The sequence below is a fragment of the Streptomyces sp. NPDC039480 genome (assembly GCF_055597165.1).
This window is the reverse complement of sequence record NZ_JBVITX010000002.1, coordinates 533,016-557,946: the sequence shown is the minus strand read 5'-3', so window position 1 is coordinate 557,946 and position 24,931 is coordinate 533,016. Positions and strand designations below refer to the sequence as shown.

Annotated in this window: 26 protein-coding genes; 4 read left to right on the top strand and 22 right to left on the bottom strand. The window is 70.8% G+C overall.

Annotated features, from left to right (window positions below):
* Positions 1-217: 217 nt before the first annotated feature.
* The 15 genes from ACZ56E_RS08610 to ACZ56E_RS08540 form a co-directional block, all read right to left on the bottom strand.
* Positions 218-589, bottom strand: coding sequence for a winged helix-turn-helix transcriptional regulator (locus ACZ56E_RS08610; protein WP_471212425.1), 372 nt, complete (start codon positions 587-589; stop codon positions 218-220).
* A gap of 48 nt (positions 590-637) precedes the next feature.
* Entirely contained in the window at positions 638-1,438 is an 801-nt protein-coding gene (locus ACZ56E_RS08605) for a class I SAM-dependent methyltransferase (RefSeq protein WP_468604984.1), read from the bottom strand.
* 27 nt (positions 1,439-1,465) lie between these two features.
* Entirely contained in the window at positions 1,466-2,113 is a 648-nt protein-coding gene (locus ACZ56E_RS08600; RefSeq protein ID WP_471212423.1) for an OmpA family protein, read from the bottom strand.
* 3 nt (positions 2,114-2,116) lie between these two features.
* Positions 2,117-2,725 carry a hypothetical protein gene (locus tag ACZ56E_RS08595; RefSeq protein ID WP_471212420.1) on the bottom strand — a complete coding sequence of 203 codons (609 nt, stop codon included), beginning with the start codon at positions 2,723-2,725 and terminating at the stop codon, positions 2,117-2,119.
* Between the two features lie 32 nt (positions 2,726-2,757).
* Positions 2,758-3,306 carry a pilus assembly protein TadG-related protein gene (locus ACZ56E_RS08590; protein WP_471212418.1) on the bottom strand — a complete coding sequence of 183 codons (549 nt, stop codon included), beginning with the start codon at positions 3,304-3,306 and terminating at the stop codon, positions 2,758-2,760.
* 53 nt (positions 3,307-3,359) lie between these two features.
* Positions 3,360-3,548: a hypothetical protein gene (locus ACZ56E_RS08585; RefSeq protein ID WP_468718682.1), complete on the bottom strand. Its 189-nt coding sequence runs from the start codon at positions 3,546-3,548 to the stop codon at positions 3,360-3,362.
* Between the two features lie 279 nt (positions 3,549-3,827).
* On the bottom strand, positions 3,828-4,718 hold the full coding sequence (locus ACZ56E_RS08580; RefSeq protein WP_468604978.1) for a DUF5936 domain-containing protein: 891 nt from the start codon (positions 4,716-4,718) through the stop codon (positions 3,828-3,830).
* A 34-nt stretch (positions 4,719-4,752) separates the two neighbouring features.
* Positions 4,753-5,700: a type II secretion system F family protein gene (locus ACZ56E_RS08575; RefSeq protein ID WP_471212413.1), complete on the bottom strand. Its 948-nt coding sequence runs from the start codon at positions 5,698-5,700 to the stop codon at positions 4,753-4,755.
* A complete protein-coding gene (locus tag ACZ56E_RS08570) occupies positions 5,697-7,034 on the bottom strand; it encodes a CpaF family protein (protein ID WP_471212410.1) in 1,338 nt (445 codons plus the stop codon). Before ACZ56E_RS08570 ends, ACZ56E_RS08575 begins: the two co-directional genes overlap by 4 nt.
* Before the next feature lie 34 nt (positions 7,035-7,068).
* A complete protein-coding gene (locus tag ACZ56E_RS08565) occupies positions 7,069-7,431 on the bottom strand; it encodes a TadE family protein (RefSeq protein WP_471212408.1) in 363 nt (120 codons plus the stop codon).
* Positions 7,428-9,050 carry an AAA family ATPase gene (locus tag ACZ56E_RS08560; protein WP_471212405.1) on the bottom strand — a complete coding sequence of 541 codons (1,623 nt, stop codon included), beginning with the start codon at positions 9,048-9,050 and terminating at the stop codon, positions 7,428-7,430. Before ACZ56E_RS08560 ends, ACZ56E_RS08565 begins: the two co-directional genes overlap by 4 nt.
* A 10-nt stretch (positions 9,051-9,060) precedes the next feature.
* Positions 9,061-9,267 (bottom strand): hypothetical protein, encoded by a 207-nt coding sequence (locus ACZ56E_RS08555; RefSeq protein ID WP_471212403.1) that lies wholly within the window; start codon positions 9,265-9,267, stop codon positions 9,061-9,063.
* A gap of 10 nt (positions 9,268-9,277) precedes the next feature.
* Positions 9,278-9,988: a Flp pilus assembly protein CpaB gene (cpaB, locus tag ACZ56E_RS08550; protein ID WP_468604970.1), complete on the bottom strand. Its 711-nt coding sequence runs from the start codon at positions 9,986-9,988 to the stop codon at positions 9,278-9,280.
* Positions 9,989-10,101: 113 nt separating this feature from the next.
* Positions 10,102-11,013, bottom strand: coding sequence for a hypothetical protein (locus ACZ56E_RS08545; RefSeq protein ID WP_468604968.1), 912 nt, complete (start codon positions 11,011-11,013; stop codon positions 10,102-10,104).
* Between the two features lie 129 nt (positions 11,014-11,142).
* A complete protein-coding gene (locus ACZ56E_RS08540) occupies positions 11,143-12,474 on the bottom strand; it encodes an Nramp family divalent metal transporter (protein WP_471212400.1) in 1,332 nt (443 codons plus the stop codon).
* Positions 12,475-12,775: 301 nt separating this feature from the next.
* Between ACZ56E_RS08540 and ACZ56E_RS08535 the strand changes: the two genes are divergently transcribed.
* Complete coding sequence (locus ACZ56E_RS08535) at positions 12,776-14,119, top strand: M14 family metallopeptidase (RefSeq protein WP_471212396.1); 1,344 nt, start codon at positions 12,776-12,778, stop codon at positions 14,117-14,119.
* A 27-nt stretch (positions 14,120-14,146) separates the two neighbouring features.
* On the opposite strand, the gene ACZ56E_RS08530 is transcribed toward ACZ56E_RS08535, so the two are convergent.
* The 4 genes from ACZ56E_RS08530 to ACZ56E_RS08515 form a co-directional block, all read right to left on the bottom strand.
* Positions 14,147-15,637, bottom strand: coding sequence for a GntP family permease (locus ACZ56E_RS08530; RefSeq protein WP_468604958.1), 1,491 nt, complete (start codon positions 15,635-15,637; stop codon positions 14,147-14,149).
* Positions 15,638-15,752: 115 nt separating this feature from the next.
* Complete coding sequence (locus tag ACZ56E_RS08525) at positions 15,753-16,163, bottom strand: RidA family protein (RefSeq protein ID WP_361055398.1); 411 nt, start codon at positions 16,161-16,163, stop codon at positions 15,753-15,755.
* 7 nt (positions 16,164-16,170) lie between these two features.
* Complete coding sequence (locus ACZ56E_RS08520; protein ID WP_471212394.1) at positions 16,171-16,947, bottom strand: IclR family transcriptional regulator; 777 nt, start codon at positions 16,945-16,947, stop codon at positions 16,171-16,173.
* On the bottom strand, positions 16,944-18,026 hold the full coding sequence (locus ACZ56E_RS08515) for a sugar kinase (protein WP_471212391.1): 1,083 nt from the start codon (positions 18,024-18,026) through the stop codon (positions 16,944-16,946). Before ACZ56E_RS08515 ends, ACZ56E_RS08520 begins: the two co-directional genes overlap by 4 nt.
* A 128-nt stretch (positions 18,027-18,154) precedes the next feature.
* Between ACZ56E_RS08515 and ACZ56E_RS08510 the strand changes: the two genes are divergently transcribed.
* Together ACZ56E_RS08510 and ACZ56E_RS08505 are read left to right on the top strand one after the other, a co-directional pair.
* On the top strand, positions 18,155-19,474 hold the full coding sequence (locus tag ACZ56E_RS08510) for an amino acid deaminase (RefSeq protein ID WP_471212389.1): 1,320 nt from the start codon (positions 18,155-18,157) through the stop codon (positions 19,472-19,474).
* A gap of 398 nt (positions 19,475-19,872) precedes the next feature.
* Complete coding sequence (locus ACZ56E_RS08505; protein ID WP_471212387.1) at positions 19,873-21,489, top strand: N-acyl-D-amino-acid deacylase family protein; 1,617 nt, start codon at positions 19,873-19,875, stop codon at positions 21,487-21,489.
* A 4-nt stretch (positions 21,490-21,493) separates the two neighbouring features.
* On the opposite strand, the gene ACZ56E_RS08500 is transcribed toward ACZ56E_RS08505, so the two are convergent.
* Complete coding sequence (locus tag ACZ56E_RS08500; RefSeq protein ID WP_471212385.1) at positions 21,494-22,369, bottom strand: trypsin-like serine peptidase; 876 nt, start codon at positions 22,367-22,369, stop codon at positions 21,494-21,496.
* 99 nt (positions 22,370-22,468) lie between these two features.
* On the bottom strand, positions 22,469-23,911 hold the full coding sequence (locus ACZ56E_RS08495; RefSeq protein ID WP_471212383.1) for a cellulase family glycosylhydrolase: 1,443 nt from the start codon (positions 23,909-23,911) through the stop codon (positions 22,469-22,471).
* 110 nt (positions 23,912-24,021) lie between these two features.
* Between ACZ56E_RS08495 and ACZ56E_RS08490 the strand changes: the two genes are divergently transcribed.
* Positions 24,022-24,558 (top strand): hypothetical protein, encoded by a 537-nt coding sequence (locus ACZ56E_RS08490; protein WP_471212381.1) that lies wholly within the window; start codon positions 24,022-24,024, stop codon positions 24,556-24,558.
* 9 nt (positions 24,559-24,567) lie between these two features.
* Here ACZ56E_RS08490 and ACZ56E_RS08485 read toward each other — a convergent pair whose 3' ends face one another.
* Positions 24,568-24,855 (bottom strand): SCO5918 family protein, encoded by a 288-nt coding sequence (locus ACZ56E_RS08485; RefSeq protein WP_471212378.1) that lies wholly within the window; start codon positions 24,853-24,855, stop codon positions 24,568-24,570.
* Positions 24,856-24,931: the final 76 nt, after the last annotated feature.

The following is a 24,931-nucleotide window of genomic DNA, read 5'->3' as shown; positions in this document are numbered from 1 at the left end:
GCGGTGCCGCGCGGCCCCCTCCACCGCGCGGCACCGCCCGCGTGGATTTGCTCACGCGAATTAGCCTTGGTCTGAACTTACGCGAGGTTCAGGGGCGGATCGAGCCAGTATTGATAACGATGCGGAATCACGGCTTCTATTACGGCGGATACGTCACGAAGTGCGAGCCGAGAGGCACCTTGCCGCGTTCCGCCCGACTTCGTTCCGAAATGCGGGGCTACGCCGCACTGTCCGCCGCGTCGCCGGCGCCGGCCTTGTTCGCGATCACCTGCTGCATGTGCTCGTCGCCCCACAACCCCAGGGGCAGGAGGGCCGCGTTGAGGGACTCGCCGAGTTGGGTCAGCGAGTACTCGACCTTCGGCGGCACCTCGCGGTAGACCTCGCGGTGCACGATGCCGTCGGACTCCAGCTCGCGCAGCTGCTGGATCAGCATCTTCTCGCTGACGCCGACGATGTGCCGCCGGAGCTCGCCGAAGCGGAGCGTCCTGCCCGAGTGCAGCGCCCACAGGATCATGGGCTTCCACTTGCCGCCGACGACGTCCACCGCGGCGTCGAGACCGCAGGCGTACGGCTTACTGTCCTTCGGCACGGCCAACTCCTCTGCTTCGCCTACTGACTTACCGATACGTACCGCTACTTACCGTTCGACGGTCGACAGTACCGGCTTGCGGAGGTCGAAGAGGTGCCGTGTGCTGTGGGCCACGAAGGGGCCCTCCGCCTGGATGCGGTCGTGCAGTTCGCGCAGCCGGGGGCGGTACTCCGCCACGGTGAAGCCCGGGACCATCCACACCACCTTGCGCAGGAAGTGGACGACCGCGCCGACGTCGTGGAACTCCATCCGCAGCCGCTCCGCCCGCAGGTCGACGACCTCCAGGCCCGCCGCCTCGGCCTCGGCGCGCTCCAGGTCGGGGTGCCGACCGTTCCTGACCTCCGCCGGCTGCGGTCCGAGGAAGTACTCGACGACCTCGAAGACGCTGGCGGGGCCGACGTGCTGGGCGAAGTAGGCGCCGCCGGGGCGCAGCACGCGGGCGATCTCGTCGAAGTGGGCCTTGACCGGATGCCGGCTGGTGACCAGGTCGAACGCGCCGTCCGCGAACGGCAGCGGGTCGTCCGCCGCCGAGGCGACGACCGCCACGCCTCGGGGGTGCAGGAGCGCGGTGGCCTTGGCGACGTTCGCGGGCCAGCCCTCCGTGGCGACGGCGAGGGGCGGCAGGGTGGCGGCGGAGGCCAGCACCTCGCCGCCGCCGGTCTGGATGTCGAGGCTCGCCGTGGCCTGTGCGAGCCGCCGGGCCATCGCTTCGGCGTACCGCCACGAGGGCCGCGCCTCGGTGGCCCTGCCCTCGAACCAGGAGAAGTCCCACCCTTCGGTGGGCGCGGCCTCGGCTTCGGCCACGAGGTCGTCGAAGGTGCGGGGGGCCTGGCTGTTGTTGCTGCTCATGGGGGCAATAGTGCCGCAGCGGGCGGCTCAGCCGGTGGTTTCGGTCCCCGTACCCGTCCCTGTCGTGCCGCGCGGGAACGAGACCTCGACGCGGCGGTTCTTCTTGCGGCCCTCCTCTGAGCCGTTGTCCGCGATGGGGTAGTCCTCGCTGTAGCCGCGTACGGAGTAGGTGACCTCGGGGCCGAGGTGGCTCGCGAGCCGGTCGTGGACGGCTTCCGCGCGCTCGCGGGAGAGCTTTTTGCCGTGGCCGTAGGACCCGAGGTTGTCCGTGAAGCCGAACACGCGTACGTCCGTGGCCTTCTGGGCCTCGGCCTCCTCCGCGATGGCCTTGATCCGGGCGTTCGCGTCCGGATTCAGCTTCGCGCTGTCCTTCGGGAACAGGACTTCCGCCTGCAGCGCGAACTTCACGTCGGTGTTGGTGTCCTCACGCCGCTCCTCGCCGCCGAGGTCCTCGACGACCGACTTGATGTCCAGCACCTTGGCAGGCGCAAGCGTGGCCCCATCGGCAAGCTTCAGCCCCGGACTGTTGGAGTCCACTTCGGGGGGTGGGGAGGTGGTGGTGCTGCCTGGGGGAGCCGTGGGGTCGTCGTCGGCCCAGCTCGGTGCGGGGCTGAGCAGCAGGGCCAGCGCGGTGAGGGTGACGGTGCCCGCGGTGCGGCGAGGGTGGCGGGTCATGGGTCACTCGCCCTCGGAGATTTCGATGGGGGCGGGGGGCATGGCACCCACCTGGAAGGTGACCTTGGTGGTTCCTTCGGGCGGGGCGGGGAACTGGGCGTACCAGTCGGCCGTCTGACTCGGCTTTACGCCGCCTGTGAATTTGGTGCACAGACAACGCCCTTGAGTGTCCCGGAGTACGAGGTACTTCTTCTTGCCCGCCTTGTCGATCAGATTCGCGCCTGCCACGGACGAGCCGTTCTTGTTCAGCTCCCGTTCTTCGCCGCGCCAGTTGGCGGCCGCCCAGAACCTGCCGCCATTGTTCGTCACCTTTCCGGAGACCGTCACGAAACCGTCCTCGTCACGCACGGCGGACGTGACTGTCAGGGTGATGCTCTCCTCGCCCTTGACTTCGGCCAGCACCTCGCCCGTCGCGGGGGCCTTGTCATCTCCCTCGCCTTTCTCCTCATCACCACCGCCCTGCTGCGCCGACGATCTGGGAGGGGACTCCTTCTCGGACTTGTCACCGTCACCGTCTCCACCGCCGCAGCCGGCCACCGTGAAGACCAGCCCAGTCGTGATCGCCACAGCGGTCATTGCCCTGCGGGTCATCGAGGTACGCCGAATACTCATCGCTACGGCTTCCTTCTCTCGTCGATCTCTTGTCACTCGGCCAGCTGGACGGAGAACAGCACGAAACCGTCCGGAAGATCGTCCAGTTCGAAGTCGTCGGGATCGATTTCGAAGGATTCACCACCGTCGCACTCGAACTCCACGGCCTTCTCGGGATCCGACGACGGGGTGAGATCACAGCGCGGTTTGATGATCGCGGTGGCGTCGGCCTTTGCGTGCTGGGACTCCGTGCCCGGAATGATCGAATCGCCGACGGTGTAGTTGGTCTCGATCTCCGCGCGGAAACCCGGGTAACCGTTCACTTCGACGGGCGAGACGATGACGGTCGCGTCATTGTCGGCAGCCAGCTCCGCCGCCGCGGCTTGAGCGCCGCTGCCGGTGAACTCGCCGCCTGCCAGCCATTCCAGCCAGTCGTCACCCTCACCGATGGACAGCCCGAGTCCATCCACGAGTTCGTCCCTGGCGTCCTGGGCTGCCGCCAAAGCGGAGGCGTCTGCGGCGGATTGCGCGCCGTTGCGCGCGGATGCGGCCTGAGCGAAGGCAAAGAACGCGAGCGCAACAAAGAGTAGAATCCCCGTCAACCAGATGTAGATAGGGAGAGTCTGCCCTCTGTCATCGCGGTGAAGGCCGTGCCTCAGCCGCCGACCACATCGGATACGGCGTCCTGAATGGCTCCGGAGATCTGACCGTCGAGCCCCAGGCCGTCGATCAGGACGAAGATCCCCGCAATAAGAATCATCAACCCCGCATACTCCACAAACCCCGCCCCCGCATCCCGCTCCCTCCCCCGGACCCGGGAAGCCACGGAAACCGTCCAGTAGATCCAGACACTGAGCACGCGTTCCTTCAGCACGACGGCCTCTTCTCTCCCACCCGATACCGCGCCCTTTGTGGTCAGAGGCAACGTACGCCACACGGCGTGCATCGGCAGCAACTCTGCGCAGCGCATGCGGTATCCGGGGCGCCCGGCCCGCAAGTTGGCGGGTTCTCTTCCCCCTCGGTGAGATCACCATGCACGAAGTCCCCTCCCGCGAACCGTGAACTCAGAACTGACTGTCCCACATCGAGTTGCAGCCGCGAAGAGCTTTCGCGAACATTCGTCTCAACGCCCCAAAATCGAACCGAAGTCGGAGCCCGAGCCGAGGAACATTCCCGAGGCGATCAGGATCATCGTGGCCGGGAGCATGAAGACCAGTGTCACCATCGTCGCCTTGGGGATCGTCTTCGCCGCCCTGCGGCGGGAGTTCTGCGCGTCCGTGCGGCGCATGTCCGTCGCGATCTGGATCAGCGTGTCCGCGATCGGGGAGCCCAGCTCCTCGCCCTGCTGCAGGGCGGAGACGAACTGCGCCACCTGCTCGGACGCGTTGCGGCGGCGCAGTTCGTCGAAGGCCTGGCGGCGGCTCACGCCCATGTCCATCTGGCGGAGCGTGATGCGCAGTTCGTCCGCCCACGGCCCCTCGTACCGCTCCGCCACCCGGTCCAGTGCCTGGCGGAAGCCGAGCCCCGCCGATACGACGACCGCGAGGACGTCGAGGAAGTCGGGCAGCGTGCGGTCGATGACCTCGCGGCGCTCGCGGATCGCCTGCCAGATCAGCGCGTCCGCCGCGACCGCCCCGAAGGCGAGCGTGAGCAGGCCGAAGAGCGGGGAGCCGTTCACGAAGAAGACCAGGCCGAGGACGAGTCCGAAGACGCCGTAGACCGCCCGCCGTGCCGCGTAGCGGTCTATCGTCAGGCCGCCCGGATTGCCCGCCATGTCGATCCTGCGGCGCTTGGCGTCGACCCGTTTCGGGCCCATGACGCGCAGGACCAGGGGCGCGAAGCGCATGCCCAGGCGGTCCACCGCCGAGCCCGCCGCCGAGACGCGGGTCGCGCCGACCTCCAGGGCCACGGCCAGGTCGGAGGGCAGCTTCGCGTCCGCGCGGTACATGCGGACGCCCTGGCAGACACCGGCCACGGCGAGGCCCATCGCCACCGCTAGCAGCAAGCCCAGCAACGTAACTCCCCTCCTGGATCTCTCCCAGGGTTCTCTAGACTTCGATTTTTCCCAGGCGTCTGATCACGAAGAATCCGACGCCGTACAGGCCCAGCGAGATCAGGATCAGCGTCTGACCCAAGGGTGAGCCGGTCACGCGCTCCAGCGCGCCCTCGTTCGAGGAGTTGATCAGGAGCAGCGAACCCAGGCCGAGCAGCGGGACCGTGAACGCCGTCGCGTGGACCTCCGACAGCATCGTGCGGACCTCGCGCCGCGTCTCCTTCCTGTCCTCCAGGGTCTGCGTGAGATTGCGCAGGGAGTTGACCACCGTGCCGCCCGCCTTGTTGGAGAGGACGAGGGTGGTGACCAGGACGATCAGCTCGCGGGACGGGAGGCGTTCGGCGAGTTCGCCGAGGGTGTCGTCGATGGAGCGGCCCAGGGTCAACTGGTCGGCGACATGCGAGAGTTCCTCGCCTGCCGGGGCTTCCAGTTCCTCCGCCGCCATCGCCAGGGAGGTGCGCAGGGCCAGGCCCGCCGCCGTCGCGTTGGCCAGGATGCGGGCCACGTCCGGGAGCTGGTTGATGAACGCCTCGATGCGTTTCTGGCGCTGCCAGTTGAGGAACGCCGTCGCGCCCCACACCGCGACGACGCCGGCGATCGGGCCGAAGAACGGGGCGAGGGTCGCGGCCGCGATCAGCCAGAGCGCGGCGACGACCGCGACGACGTACGTGAAGAACTCGCCCGCCGTCAGATCGAGTCCCGTCGAGGACAGGCGCAGGTGGATCGATCTGCCCAGGCGGGTGCGGCGCAGCCTGCGGTCGACGGTCGCGAAGCGGCGGGCGCGGCCGGGCGGGCCGCCGTCGCCCGTGCCGGGGCCGAGCGCGAGCCGGTCGACCAGGGCCTGGCGCTGGGCCCGGCCGGACGCGTACGTGTGGACGCCCGCGACCGCGAGCGTGCCGGTCAGGATCGTGGCGCCGAGCGCGAGGAGGGCGGGGTCGTTCATCCGATGGCGTCCCTTGCGTCCAGTACGTCGATGGCCTCCGCCACGCCGAACGCGGGCGGCACCGGTTCGTTCGCGACGTACAGCTTGTCGGCGATCTCGCGCGGCAGCGGCAGGTGTTCGAAGTAGCCGTGCACGATGCGGTCGGCGCCGAGCGGGCGCGGCACGAAGCGGGTGACCGGCACGATGCGGAACTGCTGGCGGCCGCGCGAGACGAGCAGCACGATCTCGGCGACCTTGCGGGAGCCGTCGCCGTGCCGGGCGAGCTGGATGACGACGTCGACCGCCGAGTTGATCTGGTCCTTCAGGGCCTCGAAGGGGATCTGGACCTCCGACATGGAGCCGAGGGTCTGGAGGCGCATGAGGGCGTCCTCCGCGGTGTTCGCGTGGACGGTGGCGAGCGAGCCGTCGTGGCCCGTCGACATCGCCTGGAGCATGTCGAGGGTCTCGCCGCCGCGGACCTCGCCGACGATGATGCGGTCGGGGCGCATGCGGAGGCTGTTGCGGACGAGGTCGCGGATGGTGATGTGGCCCTTGCCCTCGACGTTGGGCGGCCGGGACTCGAGACGGATCACATGCTCCTGCTGGAGCTGGAGCTCCGCCGAGTCCTCGATGGTGATGATGCGCTCGTGGGCGGGGATCAGCCCGGAGAGCGCGTTGAGGAGCGTCGTCTTGCCGGTGCCTGTGCCGCCGCTGACGATGAGGTTGAAGCGGGCCCGCACGAACGCGGCGAGCAGCATCAGCATGTGCTCGTCGAGCGAGCCGAGGCCGATGAGCTCGGGGAGCGTGTAGGCGCGCGGGAAGCGGCGGATGGTGAGGGTGGCGCCGGTCAGCGCGAGCGGCGGGATGATGACGTTGACGCGCTCGCCGGTGGGCAGGCGGGCGTCGACCATGGGGTTCGACTCGTCCACGCGGCGGTTGACCGTCGAGACGATGCGTTCGATGGTCTGCATCAGCTGTTCGTTGGAGGCGAAGCGGAGGGGGAGCTGTTCGACCCGGCCCGCGCGCTCGACGAAGATCGAGTCGGGGCCGTTCACCATGATCTCCGTGATGGAGGTGTCGGCGAGGAGCGGTTCCAGTACGCCGAGTCCGAGGGCCTCGTCGACGACGCGGCGGATCAGCTGGGCGCGCTCGGAGGTGGAGAGGACGGGGCCCTCGCGGCTGATGATGTGGCCGAGGACGCGCTCCAGGCGGACGCGGCGGTCCGCCGCCGCGAGCGACGACATCTCGGCGAGGTCGATCTCCTCCAGGAGCTTGGAGCGGTAGACGGCGACGAGGCCGTCGTCGCGGCTCGGCTCGGTCTGGCGGGTGGGGGCCACGCGGTCGCGCAGGCTCATGTCGTCCTTCGACCTCCTTGTCGTGTACGCGGGTTCAGTCGGCGTCGTCGTCGTTCGGCATCGTGGCCTCCTTGGTGACGCTCCAGTCCGTGCCGATGAAGGGGAGCAGCGTCGGGACCTGCACCTCCACGGTGGCGGTCGTGGTCGCGCCGCCCTGGCTGACACCTATGGAGGAGAACAGGCCCCCGTCCATGGCCGCCGCGCCCGCCGCCTCCCCCGAGTCGCCCTGCGAGGCCGCGCGGGCCGCCGCGCGGGCGCCGGAGCCGGCCTGGTTGGCGGCGTAGCCGACGAGGCCGAGCTGGATCGCAGCGAGGCCGATGATCAGGAGGATCGGCAGGAAGCCGGCGAACTCCAGCATCGATACGCCCCGGTCGTCCCACCTCCGCGGCCGTTTCACCCGTCCTCCCCCTCCTTCGCCGCCCCCGCTTCCCCGTCCACGCGCCACCCGGCGTCGAAGCCCGGGAAGAACACCGGTACGTCGACCCGTACGTGGGCCTTGTACACCCCGCCGCCCTCGTCCCCGCAGGAGACGTCCGCGTCCTGCCAGGCGCCGGGCAGGTGCTTCTTCGCTGCGGCGGAGCAGGCCGCGTCCGCGCCCTCCCCCACTGCCCGCGCCGCCGTGTAGGCCCGCGCCGCCTCGTCCGCCGCGTTCCCCGCGAGGGAGTACGTGTAGCCGTACAGCGCGCACTGCCAGAGGATCGCCATGACCGCGAGCAGCAGGGGGAACATCCCGGCGAATTCGAGCGTGACCGCGCCCCGGTCGCCGCTCGCCGCCTTTCTGCGCAGGGACAGCGCGCCCCGCTTGCCGCCGGTGGCCGACGGCTCCGGCTCGACCAGGCCGAGCTCGCCCGCGAGGCCCCACAGGGCCTGTTTCACGGCGGAGCGGCTGTCGAGGTCCTGCATGCGGCCCGCGTCGACGGAGGCCTGCAGTTCCTTGAAGCCGGCGGGCACGGTGGTGCGGGCCGTCCGGGTGCCGGTGACGCGTCCGACGAGGGAGGGCTGGATGTCGGTGCCCTTGCCGTGCCGGTTGACGACGGTGACGGTCTCCTCGGCCTTGCGGATCTGGAGGCGGTCCCAGAGGCGCACCAGGCGCTTGGCGGCGCGGACGGCGACCACGTCGGGGGTGACGAGCAGGAGGGCCTGGTCGGCGAGTTCGACGGCGGTGGCGTTCGCGCCGGTGACGTAGGCGCCGCAGTCGACGACCACGACGTCGTAGCGGGCGCGGAGGGCGCCGATGGTCTGGCGGGCGACGCGGTCGGTGACCTCCTCGCCGCGCTCGCCGTCGGCGGGGGCGAGGAGGAGGCCGATGCCGGTCTCGTGGGTGTAGACGGCGTCCTGGAGGACGCGGGGTGTGATGTCGGAGATGGCGGCGAGGTCGGCGATCGAGCGCCGGAACTGCACGTCGAGGTAGGAGGCGACGTCGCCGGACTGGAGGTCGAGGTCGAGGAGGGCGACGGAGCGGCCGGACGCGGCGGTGGCGAGGGCGAGCTGGACGGCCGTGACGGTGGTACCGACGCCGCCCTTGGCGCCGCTGACCGCGACGACGGTGCCGGCCGTGCCGGGGCTGCTGCCCGCGTACAGTTCCAGGCCGCCGTTTCCGTTGCCGAGGTGGCGCCGCATGCCGGTGGACCAGGAGGCAGCGGCCTGGACGCGTTCGGCGAGGGCGTCGTAGGCGAGCGGGAGGCCGACGATGCCGCGCGCCCCGGAGTCCATGGCGGCGGTGAGGAGTCCGGGGCTGGTGTCGGCGGTGATCAGGACGACGCCGACCGCCGGGAAGCGGAGGACGAGGTCCCGGATCAGGTCGAGGGCCGGGACGGGGCCGATGCGCTCGTGGACGAGGACGACCTCGGGCAGTTCGTCGACGGACTCGGCGGCGAGCCGCGCGAGGGTGTCGATCAGCGCCGTGGAGTCGGCGACGGGCGGCGCGGGTTCGGTGTCGGGCAGTTGCCCGGTCAGCGTGGACAGCGCGCGCGCCGCGTCGATGTCGCCGACGGCCGGGAGGATCCGAGTGGTCATCCGAGACCCCTTACTTGTCCTCGTCGAGGGTGTACGTCCGGTCACGGGGCGGCACGACCGCATCATCGCCCGCACCCGCCAGGGCGAGGCAGCCGCACCGCCCCCGCAACGCGCCGACGGCCAGCGCCGGCCCGGTGCCGGGCGGCCGACCGGTCGGCGTGGACAGCGCGCACGTCGCATCGTTGTCGCCGACGGCCGGGAGGATCCGAGTGGTCATCCGAGACCCCTTACTTGTCCTCGTCGAGGGTGTACGTCCGGTCACGGGGCGGCACCGTCGCGTCGCCGCCCGCGCCCACCAGGGCGAGCCGGACGTGCGTGGCGAACGACTCGGCGTACGCGACGCGCTGCGCGTCCGCCGTGCCGAGGGCGAACGTGATCGGCACCGCTTCCGTGGCCCTGCGGCGCGTACGGTCGTCCTGGTCGGGTTCGAGCGGGGTGAGCTTGCCGACGTCGAGCACCTTGGCGCCCTCCACGATGACTTTGGACTGGTCCTTCGCCTTGTCGGTCTCGCCCTTGAAGGTGGCGTAGATGTTGACCTTCGAGCCCGGTGTGATCTTGCCCGCGACGCCGGTCGCCGCGTCGATCATGATGGCGATCTCCTGCTGGCCCGGGCCGAGTTCGGGCCGCCCGACGATCATGTCGGACTGCAGCAGCGAGCCCTTGCGCAGCTGGGTGACGGCGATCTTGCCGCGGATCTCGCCGAGGTCCGTGACCGCGTTGTCGGACAGCCACCGCTCGGGCATCTCGACCTTCTCGAACTGGTCGGCGGTCAGCTCCTTGTAGGGCGCGATGTCCCCTTTGAGCTTGTACGCGGGCACCTCGGGGCCGACCTTCGAGTTCGCGTCGCGGATCACCGAGAGGACACCCGCGAACGCGCCGATCGCGCACAGGACCGACAGGATCAGCAGGATGACGCCGCGGCGCTGGCGAGAGTTCATGGGCCGGACTACCTCGATCGAATGCGGTTGGCTACGGACAGTGAGCGGGGTGGCGCACGTGCGGTCGTCGGTCGCGTACGAGGTGCGGGGTGCCGGGGTCGGTCGGTCCTGGCCTAGGTCGCGCCGCGCGGCAGGGCGGTCACGCCGTGCGCGAGGGTGCGCTGCGAGGGGCGTTCGGAGGGCGGTGGCAGCGGGGCGGCACAGAACGCGCAGCGGTCGCCGATGAGTTCGAGGCCGCACCAGTGGCAGTCGTCGCGGCGGACGGACGACACCAGTTGGTAGAGGACGGAGATGTCAGGGATCGCGGCGGCGAACTCGACGAGTCTGCCGGTGGCCCACCAGCGCGCGGACTCGCCGGGCAGCCGGGCCTCGGTGACCTCCTGGGAGCGCCAGGCGGGGGCGAGGGTGTCGGTCACCCAGCCGGGCGCCAGCTTGCCGGGGGCGTAGAGCAGCCGCGTGGCGAATCCCGGCCCCGGCAGGTCCGCCTCGTCGCCGCCCGACACCTTCGTCAGCTCGGGCCGCGGTGTGGCGAGGACCGCGAACTGGGCGCCGGGGAGCCACGACTTGGCGTGCGACTGGAGGCTGACGGGCACCCGGTCGAGCTTGGCGACGGAGCCGAGCAGGGCCCCGGCGTAGATGTAGTGGGACAGGAGGCGGGCTGCGGAGGCCAGGACGCCGGGGCTGAAGTCGCAGATCGACAGCTGCCGCAGCTGGAGCGCGAGGACGGCGAGCCCGAGCGGCGGCAGGTCGGAGCGGACGACGGCGATGCGGTCGCTCTCCAGGACCGAGCGGACCGCGTGCAGCCGCTGGGCGACGGACGCGGGCGCGGAGGACGGGCAGAGGGCGATCACATATCCGTGGTGCTCGATCAGGGTGTGCATCTCGGTGAGCGCCTGATCGAGCGAGTACGTCCGCGGGGACTGCACGGCCGACTGGAGGACGGCGGCCGACGGGGTGTGCCGGTCGGGTGACGGCAGCACGAGGTCGGGTCCGGTGACGGCTATGGCGGTCGGCAACGCGTACACCCCCGGTCCTCGTGCACTCCTGCCTCAGCACCATATCCACGTCATGGTCGCCCCAACACCCAACTTCCCAGTGTTCATGTGGAGGTGGGACCTTCCGATCGGGCCGCCGACCTCAAGCAGCCGCCCCCGTCAGAAGAAGCTGCCCCAGTCCTGATCGGTGATCTGCTTGATGCACAGCACCAGGAAGAGCAGGCCCGCGATGGTCAGCATGCCGTTGCTGAGCCAGCCGTTGCGCCACTCCCGCGGGGTGCGCGTGGAGTTGAGGAGCCAGACCAGGGTGAGCGCGAGGAAGGGCATGAAGGCCGCGCCCAGGACGCCGTAGATGATAATGAGGCGGAACGGCTGCCCCTGGAAGAGCAGGATCATCGGCGGGAACGTCAGCCACAGCAGGTACGCGCGGAACGGCACGGACTTCTCGTGGGTGCCGGACGCCACCTCCTCGCCGGTCAGCGCCTGGCTGTCGGCACCGGCGCGCTGCTTGCGGTAGCGCTCCACGAAGTCCGCGAACATCAGGCTCACGCCGTGCCACACACCGATCAGCGAGGTGAACGAGGTGGCGAAGAAGCCGATCAGGAACAGCTTGGCGGTGGCGTTCCCGTACTCCTTCTCCAGGATGTCGGAGAGCTGGACGAGTCCCTTGTCGCCGCTCGCGATGGCCACGTTCGCCGAGTGCAGGAGCTCGGCGCCGACGAAGAGCATGGAGACGACGAAGATGCCGGTGGTGATGTACGCGACGCGGTTGTCGAGCCGCATCACCTTCATCCAGCCGGTGTTCGTCCAGCCCTTGGCGTTGACCCAGTAGCCGTACGCGGCGAGGGTGATGGTGCCGCCGACGCCGCCGATCAGACCGAGCGTGTTGAGGACCGAGTCCTTCTCGTCGGGCAGGACGGGCAGCAGGCCCGCGAAGGCGTCGCCGAGGTGCGGGGTGACGCGGATCGCGAGATAGACGGTGACGACGAACATGATGCCGACGAGCACCGTCATGACCTTCTCGAAGACGGCGTACTTGTTGAACCAGACGAAGACCAGGCCGACGAGCCCGGTGAGGATGCCCCACCACTTGAGCTCCATGACGTCGGGGAAGAGCGCCTGGAGCGGCAGCCCGGACGACGACATGGCGGCGGCGCCGTAGACGTACCCCCAGATCACGACGTAGACGACGAAGAACCACGTCGTCCAGCGGCCGAGGCTCGCCCAGCCGTCGAAGAGGGTGCGGCCGGTGGCCAGATGCCAGCGCCCCGCCGCCTCGGCGAGCGAGATCTTGACGACGCAGCCGAGGACGGCGGCCCACAGCAGCGTGTAGCCGAAGTTGCTGCCCGCGATGAGGGTCGCTACGAGGTCGCCCGCGCCGACGCCGGTCGCCGCGACGACGATGCCGGGGCCGATGTACTTCCAGCTCGACTTGCGCGGCCGCGGTGCCGCGTCGCCCGTGCCGGTGGCGCTGCCTGTGGTTTCAGCCATGCGATCAAGAAAGCGCATGGACGGCCGGGGCACAAGGGGTCGTCGCGCGGCCGTGCGCTCTCCGGTTGTGCGCCCGGGGTGCGCGCGCCCCGCCCGGATTGGCCAAAGACAGCGTTGACGGGGGCATGCCACGCGCGCACGATGGGCCCGCGCGTCACCCCGCACCCCGCACGTCGTACTCGCACGACGCACCCGCACCCGCACCCGCACGTCGCACGTCGCACGTCGCACGTCGCACCCCGACGCAGCGGCGCCCCCGCACGTCGCACTGAACAACTTCCCCCACCCTTGAGGAGACTTCATGCGACTCCGCATACGCGGCAGGAGATCCGCCGCCCTCTCGGTCCTGCTGGCTCTCGCCCTCGCGGCCCCCCTCACCGCCAACGCCTCGTCGGGCGACGCCGGCCGGGCCCCGCGCGGCGCGGCGACGGCCGCCGACGAGGAAACGCGCCAGTACGAGATCCCGCTGCGCGACGACCGCGCCGCGCGCTCCGCGCTCGCCCGCACCGGCGTCGCCATCGACGAGGTGGACGCGCACTCGGTGGTCGTCTCGGCGGACGCCGCCGAGGCCGCGGCGCTCCGGAAGGCCGGTTACGAGCTGAAGCAGCTGGCCGGGCCCCCGAAGCGGACGAACGGGAACCCGGTGGAGGCCAAGGACTTCCCGCCCGCCGACTCGCGCTACCACAACTACGCGGAGATGACCGCGGCGATCGACCAGCGCATCGCGGCCCACCCGAACCTGATGAGCAAGCGGGTGATCGGCAAGTCCTACCAGGGCCGGGACATCGTCGCCATCAAGATCAGCGACAACGTCGGCACCGACGAGGCCGAGCCCGAGGTCCTCTTCACCCACCACCAGCACGCGCGCGAGCACCTGACGGTGGAGATGGCGCTCTACCTGCTGCGCGAACTGGGCGACGACTACGCCACCGACGCCCGGGTCAAGAAGATGGTCGACGAGCGCGAGATCTGGATCGTGCCGGACCTGAACCCGGACGGCGGCGAGTACGACATCGCGTCCGGCTCCTACCGCAGCTGGCGCAAGAACCGTCAGCCGAACGCCGGTTCGTCGAACGTCGGCACCGACATGAACCGCAACTGGGCCTACCGGTGGGGCTGCTGCGGCGGCTCGTCGGGCAGCACGGGATCCGAGACGTACCGCGGCCCGAGTGCCGAGTCGGCCCCCGAGGTGAAGGTCGTCTCCAACTTCGTCCGCAGCCGCGTCGTCGGAGGCAAGCAGCAGATCAGGGCCGCCATCGACTTCCACACGTACAGCGAACTGGTCCTGTGGCCGTACGGCTACACGTACAGCGACACGGGTCCCGGCCTCACCCAGGACGACCGTGACGCGCACGCGGCCGTCGGCCGGAAGATGGCCGCGAGCAACGGCTACACGCCCCAGCAGTCCAGCGACCTCTACATCACGGACGGGTCGATCAACGACTGGCTGTGGGGCAGCCAGAAGATCTTCAGCTACACCTTCGAGATGTACCCGTCGTCCGCCGGCGGCGGCGGTTTCTACCCGCCCGACGAGGTGATCGAGCGGGAGACGTCCCGCAACCGCGACGCGGTCCTGCAACTCCTGGAGAACTCGGACTGCATGTACCGCTCGATCGGCAAGGAACAGCAGTACTGCACGGCCTGACAGCCCGGTCCGGTCCTGGTCGGCCTGTCACACGAACAGGCTGACCAGGGCCGCCACCGCGAACCCGGCCACCGACAGCACCGACTCCAGCACCGTCCACGTCTTCAGCGTGTCCCGCTCGCTGATGCCGAAGTACTTCGCGACCATCCAGAAGCCGCCGTCGTTGACGTGCGAGGCGAAGATGGAACCCGCCGAGATCGCCATGATGACCAGGGCGACGAAGGCCTGGGAGTGGTCGCCCTCGGCGAGGAGCGGGGCGACGATGCCGGCCGTCGTGACGATCGCGACCGTCGCCGAGCCCTGGGCGACGCGCAGCACCAGGGAGAGCAGGTAGGCGAGGACGATGATGGGCAGGCCCACGTCCTGGAAGGTGTCCGAGAGGGCCTTGGCGACGCCGCTGGCCTTCAGGACGGCGCCGAAGATGCCGCCCGCGCCGACGACCAGGAGGATGTTGCCGACCGGCTTGAGGGACGAGGTCGACACCGTCTCCAGGGACTTGCGCGACCAGCCGCGCCGGATGCCCAGCAGGTAGTACGCCATCAGGAGCGCGATCGTCAGGGCCACGAACGGGCTGCCGAAGAACTCGATGACGCTTCGCGGGGTGGAGGGGTCGAAGGCGATCGACGAGAAGGTTGCGAGGAGGATCAGGAACAGCGGCGTTCCGATGATCGCGAAGACGATGCCCAGCGGCACCGGCTTCTCGCGCGGCTCCACCCCGGCGGCGCGCTGCTCGGCGACGACCGCCGCCTTCGCCTCCTCGGCGGCCTCGACCATGTCCTGCGGGACGGGCACGAAGATGCGCTTGCCGACCCACGCGGAGAACACCCAGGCGGCGAGCACCGCGGGGATACCGCAGACGATGCCCATCAGGATGACCCAGCCGAGGTCCACCTTCAGCAGACCGGCGGCGGCCACGGGGCCGGGGTGCGGGGGCAGGAACGCGTGGGTCATGGAGAGACCCGCGAGCAGGGGGAGGCAGTAGAGGAGGATCGACTTGCCGCTGCGCTTGGCGGCGGCGTAGACGATCGGCGCGAGGACGAAGATGCCGACGTCGAAGAAGACGGGGATGCCGAAGATCAGACCCGTCAGGCCCATGGCCAGCGGGGCGCGCTTCTCGCCGAAGAGGCCGAGCAGGCGGGAGGCCAGTACCTCGGCGCCGCCGGAGACCTCGAGGATCGCGCCGAGCATCGTGCCGAGACCGATGATGATCGCCACATGGCCGAGGATGCCGCCCATGCCCGACTCGATGACCGAGACGGCGTCGGACTTCTGGACGGTGCCGAAGAGTTCGGTGACGGAGAGGCCGGCCGCGAGGCCGACGGCTATGGAGACCGCGAGGAGCGCCACGAAGGGCTGCAGCCTGACCTTGATGATCAGGAAGAGCAGCAGCAGGATGCCGAGCGCGGCGACGGTCAGCAGGCCTGCCGTGCCGTCGATCAGGGCGAGGAGACCGCCGGTGTGAGGTGGTGCCTCGGCGGCGGGGGCGGCCGCGAGCACGGCGGTGTGGGACGGGGACATCGTTGACCTCGTAAGTGCATGGGGCTTTCGGAGCAGGGGGGATCGCGGCACGGCGCCTCGTGGGTGTGAGGCGCCGTGCCGTGACGACGTACGGCTTGCGGGGTGGTGATGTGGGTCAGCTCAGGACGGCGAGCGCGTCGATCTCGATGAGCAGGCCCTTGGGCAGACCCACGTAGACGGTGGTGCGGGCGGAGGCGGGGGCCTTCAGGCCCTGCTCCTCGAAGTACGCGTTGTAGATCTCGTTCATCTCCGCGAAGTGGTCCACGTCCGTGAGGTAGACGCGCATCATCATCACGTCGTCCCAGGTGGCGCCGCCCTCTTCGAGGATCGCCTTGACGTTGGCGAACGTCTGGAGGGTCTGCTCGCGCAGGGTCGGGCCCGCGGGGGTGGGGGCCTTGCCCTCCTCGGCGGGCAGGAAGCCGACCTGCCCCGCGACCTGGAGGATGTTGCCCTTCTTCACGCCGTGGGAGAACTTCGCGGGCGGGGTGGTGTGGGTGGCCGGGGTGAGTGCGGTCTTCTCGGTCATTCGCTGATCAGGCTTCCTTGAGAGGGACGGTTTTCGCATCGGGCGCGGCGCCGGAGTACTCCCGGCTGATGGCGTCCGCCGTGCGGCGCACCAGCGGGAGGAGGGTGAGGAGTTCCTCGGCGGTGACGACGACGTTCGGCGCGGAGACCGACATGGCGGCGACGACACGCCCGTCCGCACCGCGGATGGGGGCCCCGATGCAGTTGATGGACTCCTCGTGGCCACCGAGGTCGGTGGCCCAGCCCTGTTCGCGCACCTTGTCCAGCTCCCGGAGAAAGGCAGCGGCGTTGGGTGTCGAACGGGACGTGTAGGTGGGGTAGTCGAGCTTCTCCGCGATCGCGCGGCGCTCGGCTTCCGGGAAGTCGGAGAGCAGCAGCTTCGCCACGGCGGCGACGGTGATGGCCACCGGCTTGCCGATACGGGAGTACATCCGCACCGGATAGCGGCTCTCGACCTTGTCGATGTACAGCACCTCCTGCTCCTCGTACACGGCGAGGTGGACCGTGTGGCCGCACTTCTCGTTGAGGGCGAGGAGGTGGGGGTGGGCGATCTCGCGCACGTCGAGGTTCTCGACGGCCTCCTGGGCGAGCGCGAAGAGGCGCGCGCCGAGGCGGTAGCGCTGGTCGGTCTGGCGGAAGACGAGACCGTGCTCGTGGAGGGTGCGCAGGAGCCTGAGCGCCGTGGACTTGTGGACGCCGAGCCGGTCGGCGACCTGGCCCAGGTCGGCGGGGCCCTCGGCGAGCAGCGGCAGGATCGAGAGCGCGCGGTCGACGGTCTGGCTCATGGGTTACGTACCTCCTCGTCGGCCTCGGTGTCCTCCGGGGCGTGATCCGTCCAGCCGGGGCCGAGACGAAGTGTCTCCCAGGCGGCGTCGTCCAGGGCGGCGAGGCGGTCGGCGTGTGCGCGGGCGGGGGGAGGGGCGAGATCGCCGGGGACGGTGAGGGCGGCGGCGGCCATCAGATGGCCGTGGCGCAGGCGGTGCGCGGGGGGCAGCCCGCGCAGGGTGGCGGAGAGGAAGCCGGCGGCGAAGGCGTCACCGGCGCCGACGGGGGCGACGACGGCCACGCGCAGGGCGGCCTGGAACACGGGGTCCTCGCCGTGCCGGAAGACGGTCGCGCCGCGGCTGCCCTGCTTGACGACGAGGGTGGCGGGCTCGGGCAGGGCGGCGCGGATCGCGTCCGGGCCGCCGGTCACACCCCAGGCCGTCGCGGCCTCGTCCTCGCCGACGAAGACGAGGTCGGCGCCGCGTGCGAGGTCGAGCAGGACGGCGGGCCCTTCCGGGGCGCCCTTCCACAGTCCGGGGCGGTGGTTGACGTCGAAGGAGACGAGCGGGCCGCGGTCGGCGCGCCGGGCGCAGAGGTGGCGTACGAGATCCAGGCAGTCGGCGGAGAGCGCGGGCGTGATGCCCGACAGGTGCAGGATGCGGGCGGCGGTGAGGGCGCCCTCGTCGACGGAGCCCGGGGACATGGCGGAGGCGGCGGAGCCCGCGCGGTAGTAGACGACCTCGTGGGTGGCGGTGTCGCGGTCGTCGGCGGTGCGGAAGTAGATGCCGGTGGGGCGGTGCGGGTCGCGGCCCACGGCGGAGGTGTCCACTCCGTAGCGCGCGATCGTCTCGACGAGGTGGTCGCCGAAGCCGTCGGTGCCGACGCGGCTGACCCAGCGGGCGGTGTGCCCGGCGGCGGCGAGCGCGCACACGACGTTGGACTCGGCGCCGCCGATCCCGCGGTCGAAGGAGGGCACGTCGGCGAGGCGTCCCGGCCGTGCGGGCAGGAAGGTGACCATGGACTCGCCGAGCGCCACGACGTCCACCGCCGCGCGGGCGTTCGTCTCCTCGGCGGGCCGTGCGGCTGCCTGTGCGGTCACGATCTTCCAGCCCCTCAACCGACTCTCCGGATCCGTTGACCCGGCGTTGGCTCGGATGTTAGACAGCGGTAAGCGACATACGCAATCACTGTTGCACATGCTGCAACGCACCTCTGGAGGAGGCGCCCATGGCCGCCGACGACGCCGTCGACACCGCCCCCGAAACCGCCGGCGACCGGTCCGCCGACGCGCTGGCCGCGCTCGCGGACGAGCGGGTCGACCACCGCTTCAAGGGGTTGCCGCCGGACGCGGCGGGCCTCACCGTCGGCGAGCTCGCGGCCCAGCGCAGGAACCTCTTCACCGGCGGCTTCACCACCCCGGTCCTCGCACTCTCCGCCGAGCGCCTGGAGCACAACCTCGCTCTCATGGAGACGTACGCCGAGCGCCACGGCCTCGCCTTCGCGCCGCACGGCAAGACGTCCATGGCCCCCCAGCTCTTCGCCCGCCAGATGGAGCGCGGCGCCTGGGGCATCACGCTGGCCGTCCCCCACCAGGTGCGCGTGGCACGGGCGTTCGGCACCCCCCGGATCTTCCTCGCGAACGAACTGGTCGACGCGGCCGCGCTGCGGTGGGTGGCCGGCGAGCTGGACTCCGACCCCTCCTTCCGCTTCATCTGTTACGTCGACTCCGTCCGCGGCGTCGAACTGATGCACGCCGCCCTCGGCGAGGCGGGCGCGAGCCGCCCGGTGGACGTCGTCATCGAGCTGGCCGCGGGCGACGGGGCGCGCACGGGTGTGCGGACCGAGGCGGAGTGCTTCGAGATCGCCAACGCCGTCGCCGCCGCGGACACGCTGCGGCTCGTGGGCGTCGCCGGGTACGAGGGGGAGGTGCCGGAGGCGTCGGCCGAGGCGGTCACGGCGTGGCTGCGCCGGCTCGTCGCACTCCTCGTCGACCTCGACAAGGCGGGACGGTTCGCGGACCTGCCGGAGGTCGTGGTCAGCGCGGGCGGCAGCGCGTGGTTCGACGCCGTGGCGTCGGTCTTCGCGGAGGTCCCCGAACTGTCGCTGCCCGTCCTGAAGTTGCTGCGCTCCGGTGCGTACGTCTCCCACGACGACGGTCACTACCGGCATCTCACGCCCTTCAACCGCGTCCCCGAGGAGGGTGCGCTGGAGCCCGCCTTCCGGCTCTGGGCGCAGGTCGTATCGCGGCCCTCCGCGGAGCAGGCGTTCACCAACGCGGGGAAGCGGGACGCGGCGTACGACCTGGACCTGCCCGTGGCGCAGGTCGTCCACCGGGACGGGGTGGAGCGCCCCGCGACCGGGATCACGGTCTCCGGTCTCTCCGACCAGCACGGGTGGCTGCGGACCTCGCCGGAGGCGGAGCTTGCGGTGGGCGACTGGCTCGGCATGGGTCTTTCGCACCCGTGCACGGTGTTCGACAAGTGGCAGTTGATTCCGGTGGTGGAGGGGGATGGGGCGGTCGTCTCCTACATCCGCACATTTTTCTGACGGGGGCGTCTGGGGGGGTGTCCTGTCCCGCCGCTCCGCGGCGGATACCTCCCACCCACCCACCCGTTCACCCCGCACCGCAGAGCGGGAGTAGGGGCCGGCCACCCCTGGCGGCCCGGGGCCACCTGCGGCCCTCGGGTGGACACCCCTGACCCGCCGCTCCGCGGCGGAAACCTCCCACCCACCCACCCGTTCACCCCCACCGCAGAGCGGGAGTAGGGGCTACACCCACCCACTCACCCCATCGCCGCCGACGGCGGGCCACCCCCGCTGGGGCCACCCGCACCCGACGACGAAAGTCGCACGGGTGGTGCGGGTGGGAACAGTAAGCCCCGGCCGGAGGCCGGGGGCACCACCGAGCACCCGCAGTCAAACGCAATGCAGAGGAAGGCACCCCCATGGACCTGGTGATCCGGGACGCACGCGTCATAGACGGCACCGGAGGTGCCTCCTACCGCGCCGACGTCGGCGTACAGGACGGAAGGATCGTCGAGATCCATCGGGAGGGGGAGGCGGCGGGGCCCCGCCCGACAGGGCAGGCCACCCTCGACGCGCAAGGCCTCGCACTGGCACCCGGCTTCATAGACATGCACGCCCACAGCGACCTCGCCCTCCTCCGAGACCCCGAACACACCGCGAAGGCCGCCCAGGGCGTCACCCTGGAGGTCATCGGCCAGGACGGCCTGAGCTACGCCCCCGTGGACGACCGCACGCTCGCCCAGGTCCGTCAGGCCATCACCGGGTGGAACGGGGACGGCAGCGACATCGACTTCTCATGGCGTACCGTCGGCGGCTATCTCGACGCCCTCGACTCCGCCCACGGCGGCCGCGGCACCGCCGTCAACGCCGCCTACCTCATCCCCCAGGGCACCGTCCGCATGTACGCGCTGGGCTGGGACGACCGCCCGGCGACCCCCGCCGAGCTGGAGCGGATGAAGCAGCTCGTGGCGGAAGGGATGAGCGAGGGCGCGGTCGGGATGTCGTCCGGCCTCACCTACACCCCCGGCATGTACGCCGACGACTCCGAGCTGACTGAACTCTGCAGAGTCGTGGCGGCCCACGGCGGCTACTACTGCCCTCATCACCGCAGTTACGGCGCCGGCGCCCTCCAGGCGTACGAGGAGATGGTGACCCTCACCCGGACCGCCCGCTGCCCGCTCCACCTGGCCCACGCCACCATGAACTTCGGTGTGAACAAGGGGAAGGCGCCGGACCTGCTCGCCCTCCTCGACGAGGCGCTCGCGGACGGCGCGGACATCACCCTCGACACGTACCCGTACACCCCGGGCTGCACGACCCTCGTCGCCATGCTGCCGAGCTGGGCGAGCGAGGGCGGGCCCGACGCGATCCTCGCCCGGCTCCGGGACGACGCGACCGCCGAGAAGATCCGCCACCACATGGAGGTCATCGGCGCCGACGGCTGTCACGGCGTACCCATCGAGTGGGACACGATCGAGATCTCCGGAGTGAGCGATCCGGGGCTCGCGTCCTGCGTGGGGAAGACGATCCAGCAGTCCGCCGACGCACGCGGCGAGGCCCCCTGGATCACCGCGCGGCGTCTGCTCATCAACGACAATCTGGGTTCGACGATCCTTCAGCACGTCGGCCATGAGGAGAACGTCCAGGCGATCATGCGGCACCGTGTGCACACGGGCGGCAGCGACGGCATCCTGCAGGGCTACAAGCCGCACCCGCGCGCGTACGGCACGTTCCCGCAGTATCTCGGGCGGTACGCGCGGGAGCTCGGCGTCATGTCGCTCGAAGAGACCGTCGCCCACCTCACCGCACGGCCCGCCGCGCGCCTCCGGCTCCCCGACCGGGGTGTCGTCCGGGAGGGCTACCGCGCCGACCTGGTGCTCTTCGACCCGGAGACGGTCGCCGCGGGGTCGACGTTCGAGGCTCCGCGGACGTATCCGACCGGCATTCCGCACGTCCTGATCGACGGCCGGTTCGTGATGCGGGACGGCCGGCGCACGGACGTCCTCGCGGGACGCGCCGTACGCCGGACGCCGTGACGCGTCAGGCAGGACGGGGCAGCTTGCAGCCCTTGCGGCCCAGGTCGATCTTGCTGCCCTTGCCGACGCAGGGCACGATGCCGTACGTCTGCTGGGCGTAGTTGATGCCCTTGCGCACGGTGACGTTGCCCTTGCGGTCGATCTCACAGGGGTTGTTGACGGTGCAGCGCTCGCCGTCCTCGTTCCCCGTGTTGTTGACCGCGGTGACCTTGCCGGTCTTGTGGTCGATCACCGGCGAGCCGGACGTGCCGCCGATGGTCTGGCAGGCGGGGGTGTAGCGGACCGAGTCCTTCCAGGTCCACTCGCCCTCCTTCATGCGGTACACGAATCCGTCGATGTTGCAGCTGTAGGTCTTCTTCCAGTACCCGGAGACCACCGTGACGGCCCGCCCCTTCACCGGGTGGTCGTCCTCCAGCTCCAGCGGCTTGATGCCGTACTTCCGCGTGATGTCGCGGTAGCTGCTGGTGAGCCGGTAGAGGGTGATGTCGGTGTCCGTCATGGTCGCGTAGGCGATCTTGGACGCCTTGAGCGTGGCGACGTCGTTCGCCTCCGCGTCGAGCAGCTTGAAGGTGCGGGTGGACGGCCGGTCCACGACGACCTCACCGGCGGCGGGGAACCCGGTCTCCAGGCAGTGGCCGTTGGTGAGGACGAGCGCCGGGTCGCTCGCCTTCGACTTGGGCGCGCGGACGACGGAGCCGGAACAGTTGCTGAGCGCGACCGTCCCCGCGAAGTCGACCGCCTTGGGCTTGGCCTTGCCCTGCGCCTGCCGGGCCGGCCGGTCGTTCCCCCCGGTGTTCCCCGCGAACGCGGGTATCGCGCTCGCCCCGGTCAGCGCCAGGGCGAGCAGTCCGCCCGCGACCACGTTGCTCTTCTTGCCCATCTGTGGAGCCCCCCTCATGACGTACGCCTGTCGTGTGATTGTCAGACGGCATTCTTGGGGTCCCTGTGCAGCCGGAACAAGGGGTGGAACTCTTCCATTTCACCCACGTGGTGTGATGCGGACAGAGTGCGCACCGGGGCCCGAACGGAGCGTCAAGGTGCGGGACTTGGGGCGCCAGGACTGCTGCTCGCCGCCCGTCACCCGCGCTCCCTCGGGGAAATGCCGCGCCGGCAGATACACCTCCGTACCGCCCCGCACGCCCGCCTTCCCCCGCCAGCCGACGGTCAGCGTCTTCCGCGCCTCGTCCCAGCGGTACGCGACCGGGTCCCCCGCGACGGCCCGCGGGTAGGGCCGGTCGAGGACGGGCAGCAGCGCGGTCGGCCGCATCTCGGTGTCCCACGGCGCCCAGCTCCCGGGGTCGTTGGACCAGTACGCGAACCCCGCCCCCATCCCGTCGGCCATCCGCTGCACCTTCTCGACGTACTCCATGGCTCCCGGCAGCCCCACGTCGAGCCCGAACTCGCCGATGACCACGGGCGCCCCGAGCCGCCGCGCGGTCTTCTCCGTCTGCTCGCGCCAGGACCGCAGGGACGCGTCGACCTGCCCCTTGGCGCTGCCGGTGTAGCCGCCGCCGAGGTCCATGGGGAGGGGGTAGAGGTGGGGCGCGTACGCGATGCGCGCCGCGTCGCCGTCGCCCCGCGGGTCGTCGAGGCGCGGAAGCCCGGTGGCGAAGCCCCAGTTGGCGCCGATGGCGGACGGTTCGACGAAGAGCCAGTGGTCGCGGTCGACGGTGCGGATGGCGTCGATGCCGTCCTGGTAGAGCCGGGCCAGCGGCCCCGACTCGAACGCGGGGCCCTGCACGCTGCCGCCCCACGGCTCGTTCATCAGGTCGTAGCCGATGACGGTGTCGTCGTCGGCGAAGTGCCTGGCCACCTCCCGCAGGGCGCCGACGTAGTGCTTCCGCAGGTCACGCCCGCCGCCTTCGACCGTCCCCCAGAAACGGTCGAAGGCGCGGACGGTCCCGGGCTCGGCGTAGCCGAGTTCCCAGGGGTCGGTGGGGGCGGACGTCAGCCCGTCCGTCTCCGTGGCCCACGGGGGCGCGCCGTTTCCCCCGACGCGCGGGCCGTACAGGTCCTGGTGCATGTCGAGCAGCACGTGGTAGCCGCGCTCGCCGTACCACCGCACCCGCTCGGCGACCCGCTTCAGATACGTCCTGTCGTACGTCCCCGGAGCCGGCTCGACCTTGCGCCACTGGAGGAGGAAGCGGACGAAATTCGTGCCCAGCTCGCGCCGTTCACGTGCGACGTCCTTCTCCGCGATCCACGGCATGCCGTCCGCCGCCTGCTTGGCGCTGCTCGCCGTGGACAGCCCCCGCAGGACCAGGGCGCGCCCCTGCCGGTCGGTGATCCACCGGTGGCCGCTCGCGGTGTCGGCGCGCCCCGCCCCCGCGCCCTCCGGGCCGACGGCGACCAGCAGCGCGGCCGCGACGGCGAGCACCACCGCACCGACCGCCCAAGTGCGCCATGCGGCAAGGGACTTCATGGCCGGGATGGTAGATCGCGCGACCCCCGCCGCAACAGACCTGAGCATTGTTCACTTTTTCCGGCCGGGACCCTGCCCGCGGCGGCCGTGGCGGCCTACAGTGGCGCGCCATGCGGACGACGATCGACGCGGTGCGGGCACGGGCGGACGCCACGGCGGTGGTGGCCGGTGTCTGTCTGCTGCTCGTCCTGGCGCACGGCAGTGCCACGCTGCTCACCGCGTTCACGGCGCGGGCGGGTCTCTCGGTCGTGCCGAGCGCGCTCGGTGTGCCCTTCGCGCTGCCGGGCCTGCGGGCGACACCGCTGGGCGCGACGGACTGGTCCTGGCAGCTCTGCGAGAACTTCGCCGCCCTGCTCCTGATCGCGGCGGCCGCCGCGCGCATGCGCCGTCACCTGCGCGTGCGCCCCGGCGCGGGCAGGGGCCGCCGGCTGCTCGCGGGCTGGACGGCGCTCATCGCGGGCGCGGCAGTGGCGGGCGCGTGGCGTGGTCTGGTCGCGGCCCGCATGATCGAGGCGGACGCCTTGGGCTGGCTGCTGCTCCCGGTGACGGGTGCCCTGTTCGGCGCCCTGTGGGGGCTGCTTCTCGGCTGGCTGCCGGGCGCGGCGGCACTCGCGACGCGACGCCCGGCACACGCCGCGCCTATGTGAGCCGACCCGTCAGACGATGGTCGTGGGCCACGCCGTCTCGACGGGCTCGGGCGCGGCCGGGGCCGGTGCGGGGCGGCAGGTGAAGCCGAGGCCCGTCAGCGCCCTGGTGACCTCGGCGGCCGAGAAGTCGCGGCGGTCCTGCCGGGTGACCACTTCCCCCACCTGCTTGACGGGGTAGTGGCGGCGGCCGATGATCACGGACTCGCCCGTGACGGGTTCGGGCTTGACGCCCTTCATGGCCGCTTCGACCTCGCTCTTGAAGAGGTCGAAGGGGAAGCGGGCGATGACGCAGCGCATGGTGCCTCACAGAGGGAGAGGGCCGGTGAGTGAGTCGAACGGGGCTCCGGGCCTGCCGGGCAGGCAGGCCCGGTCC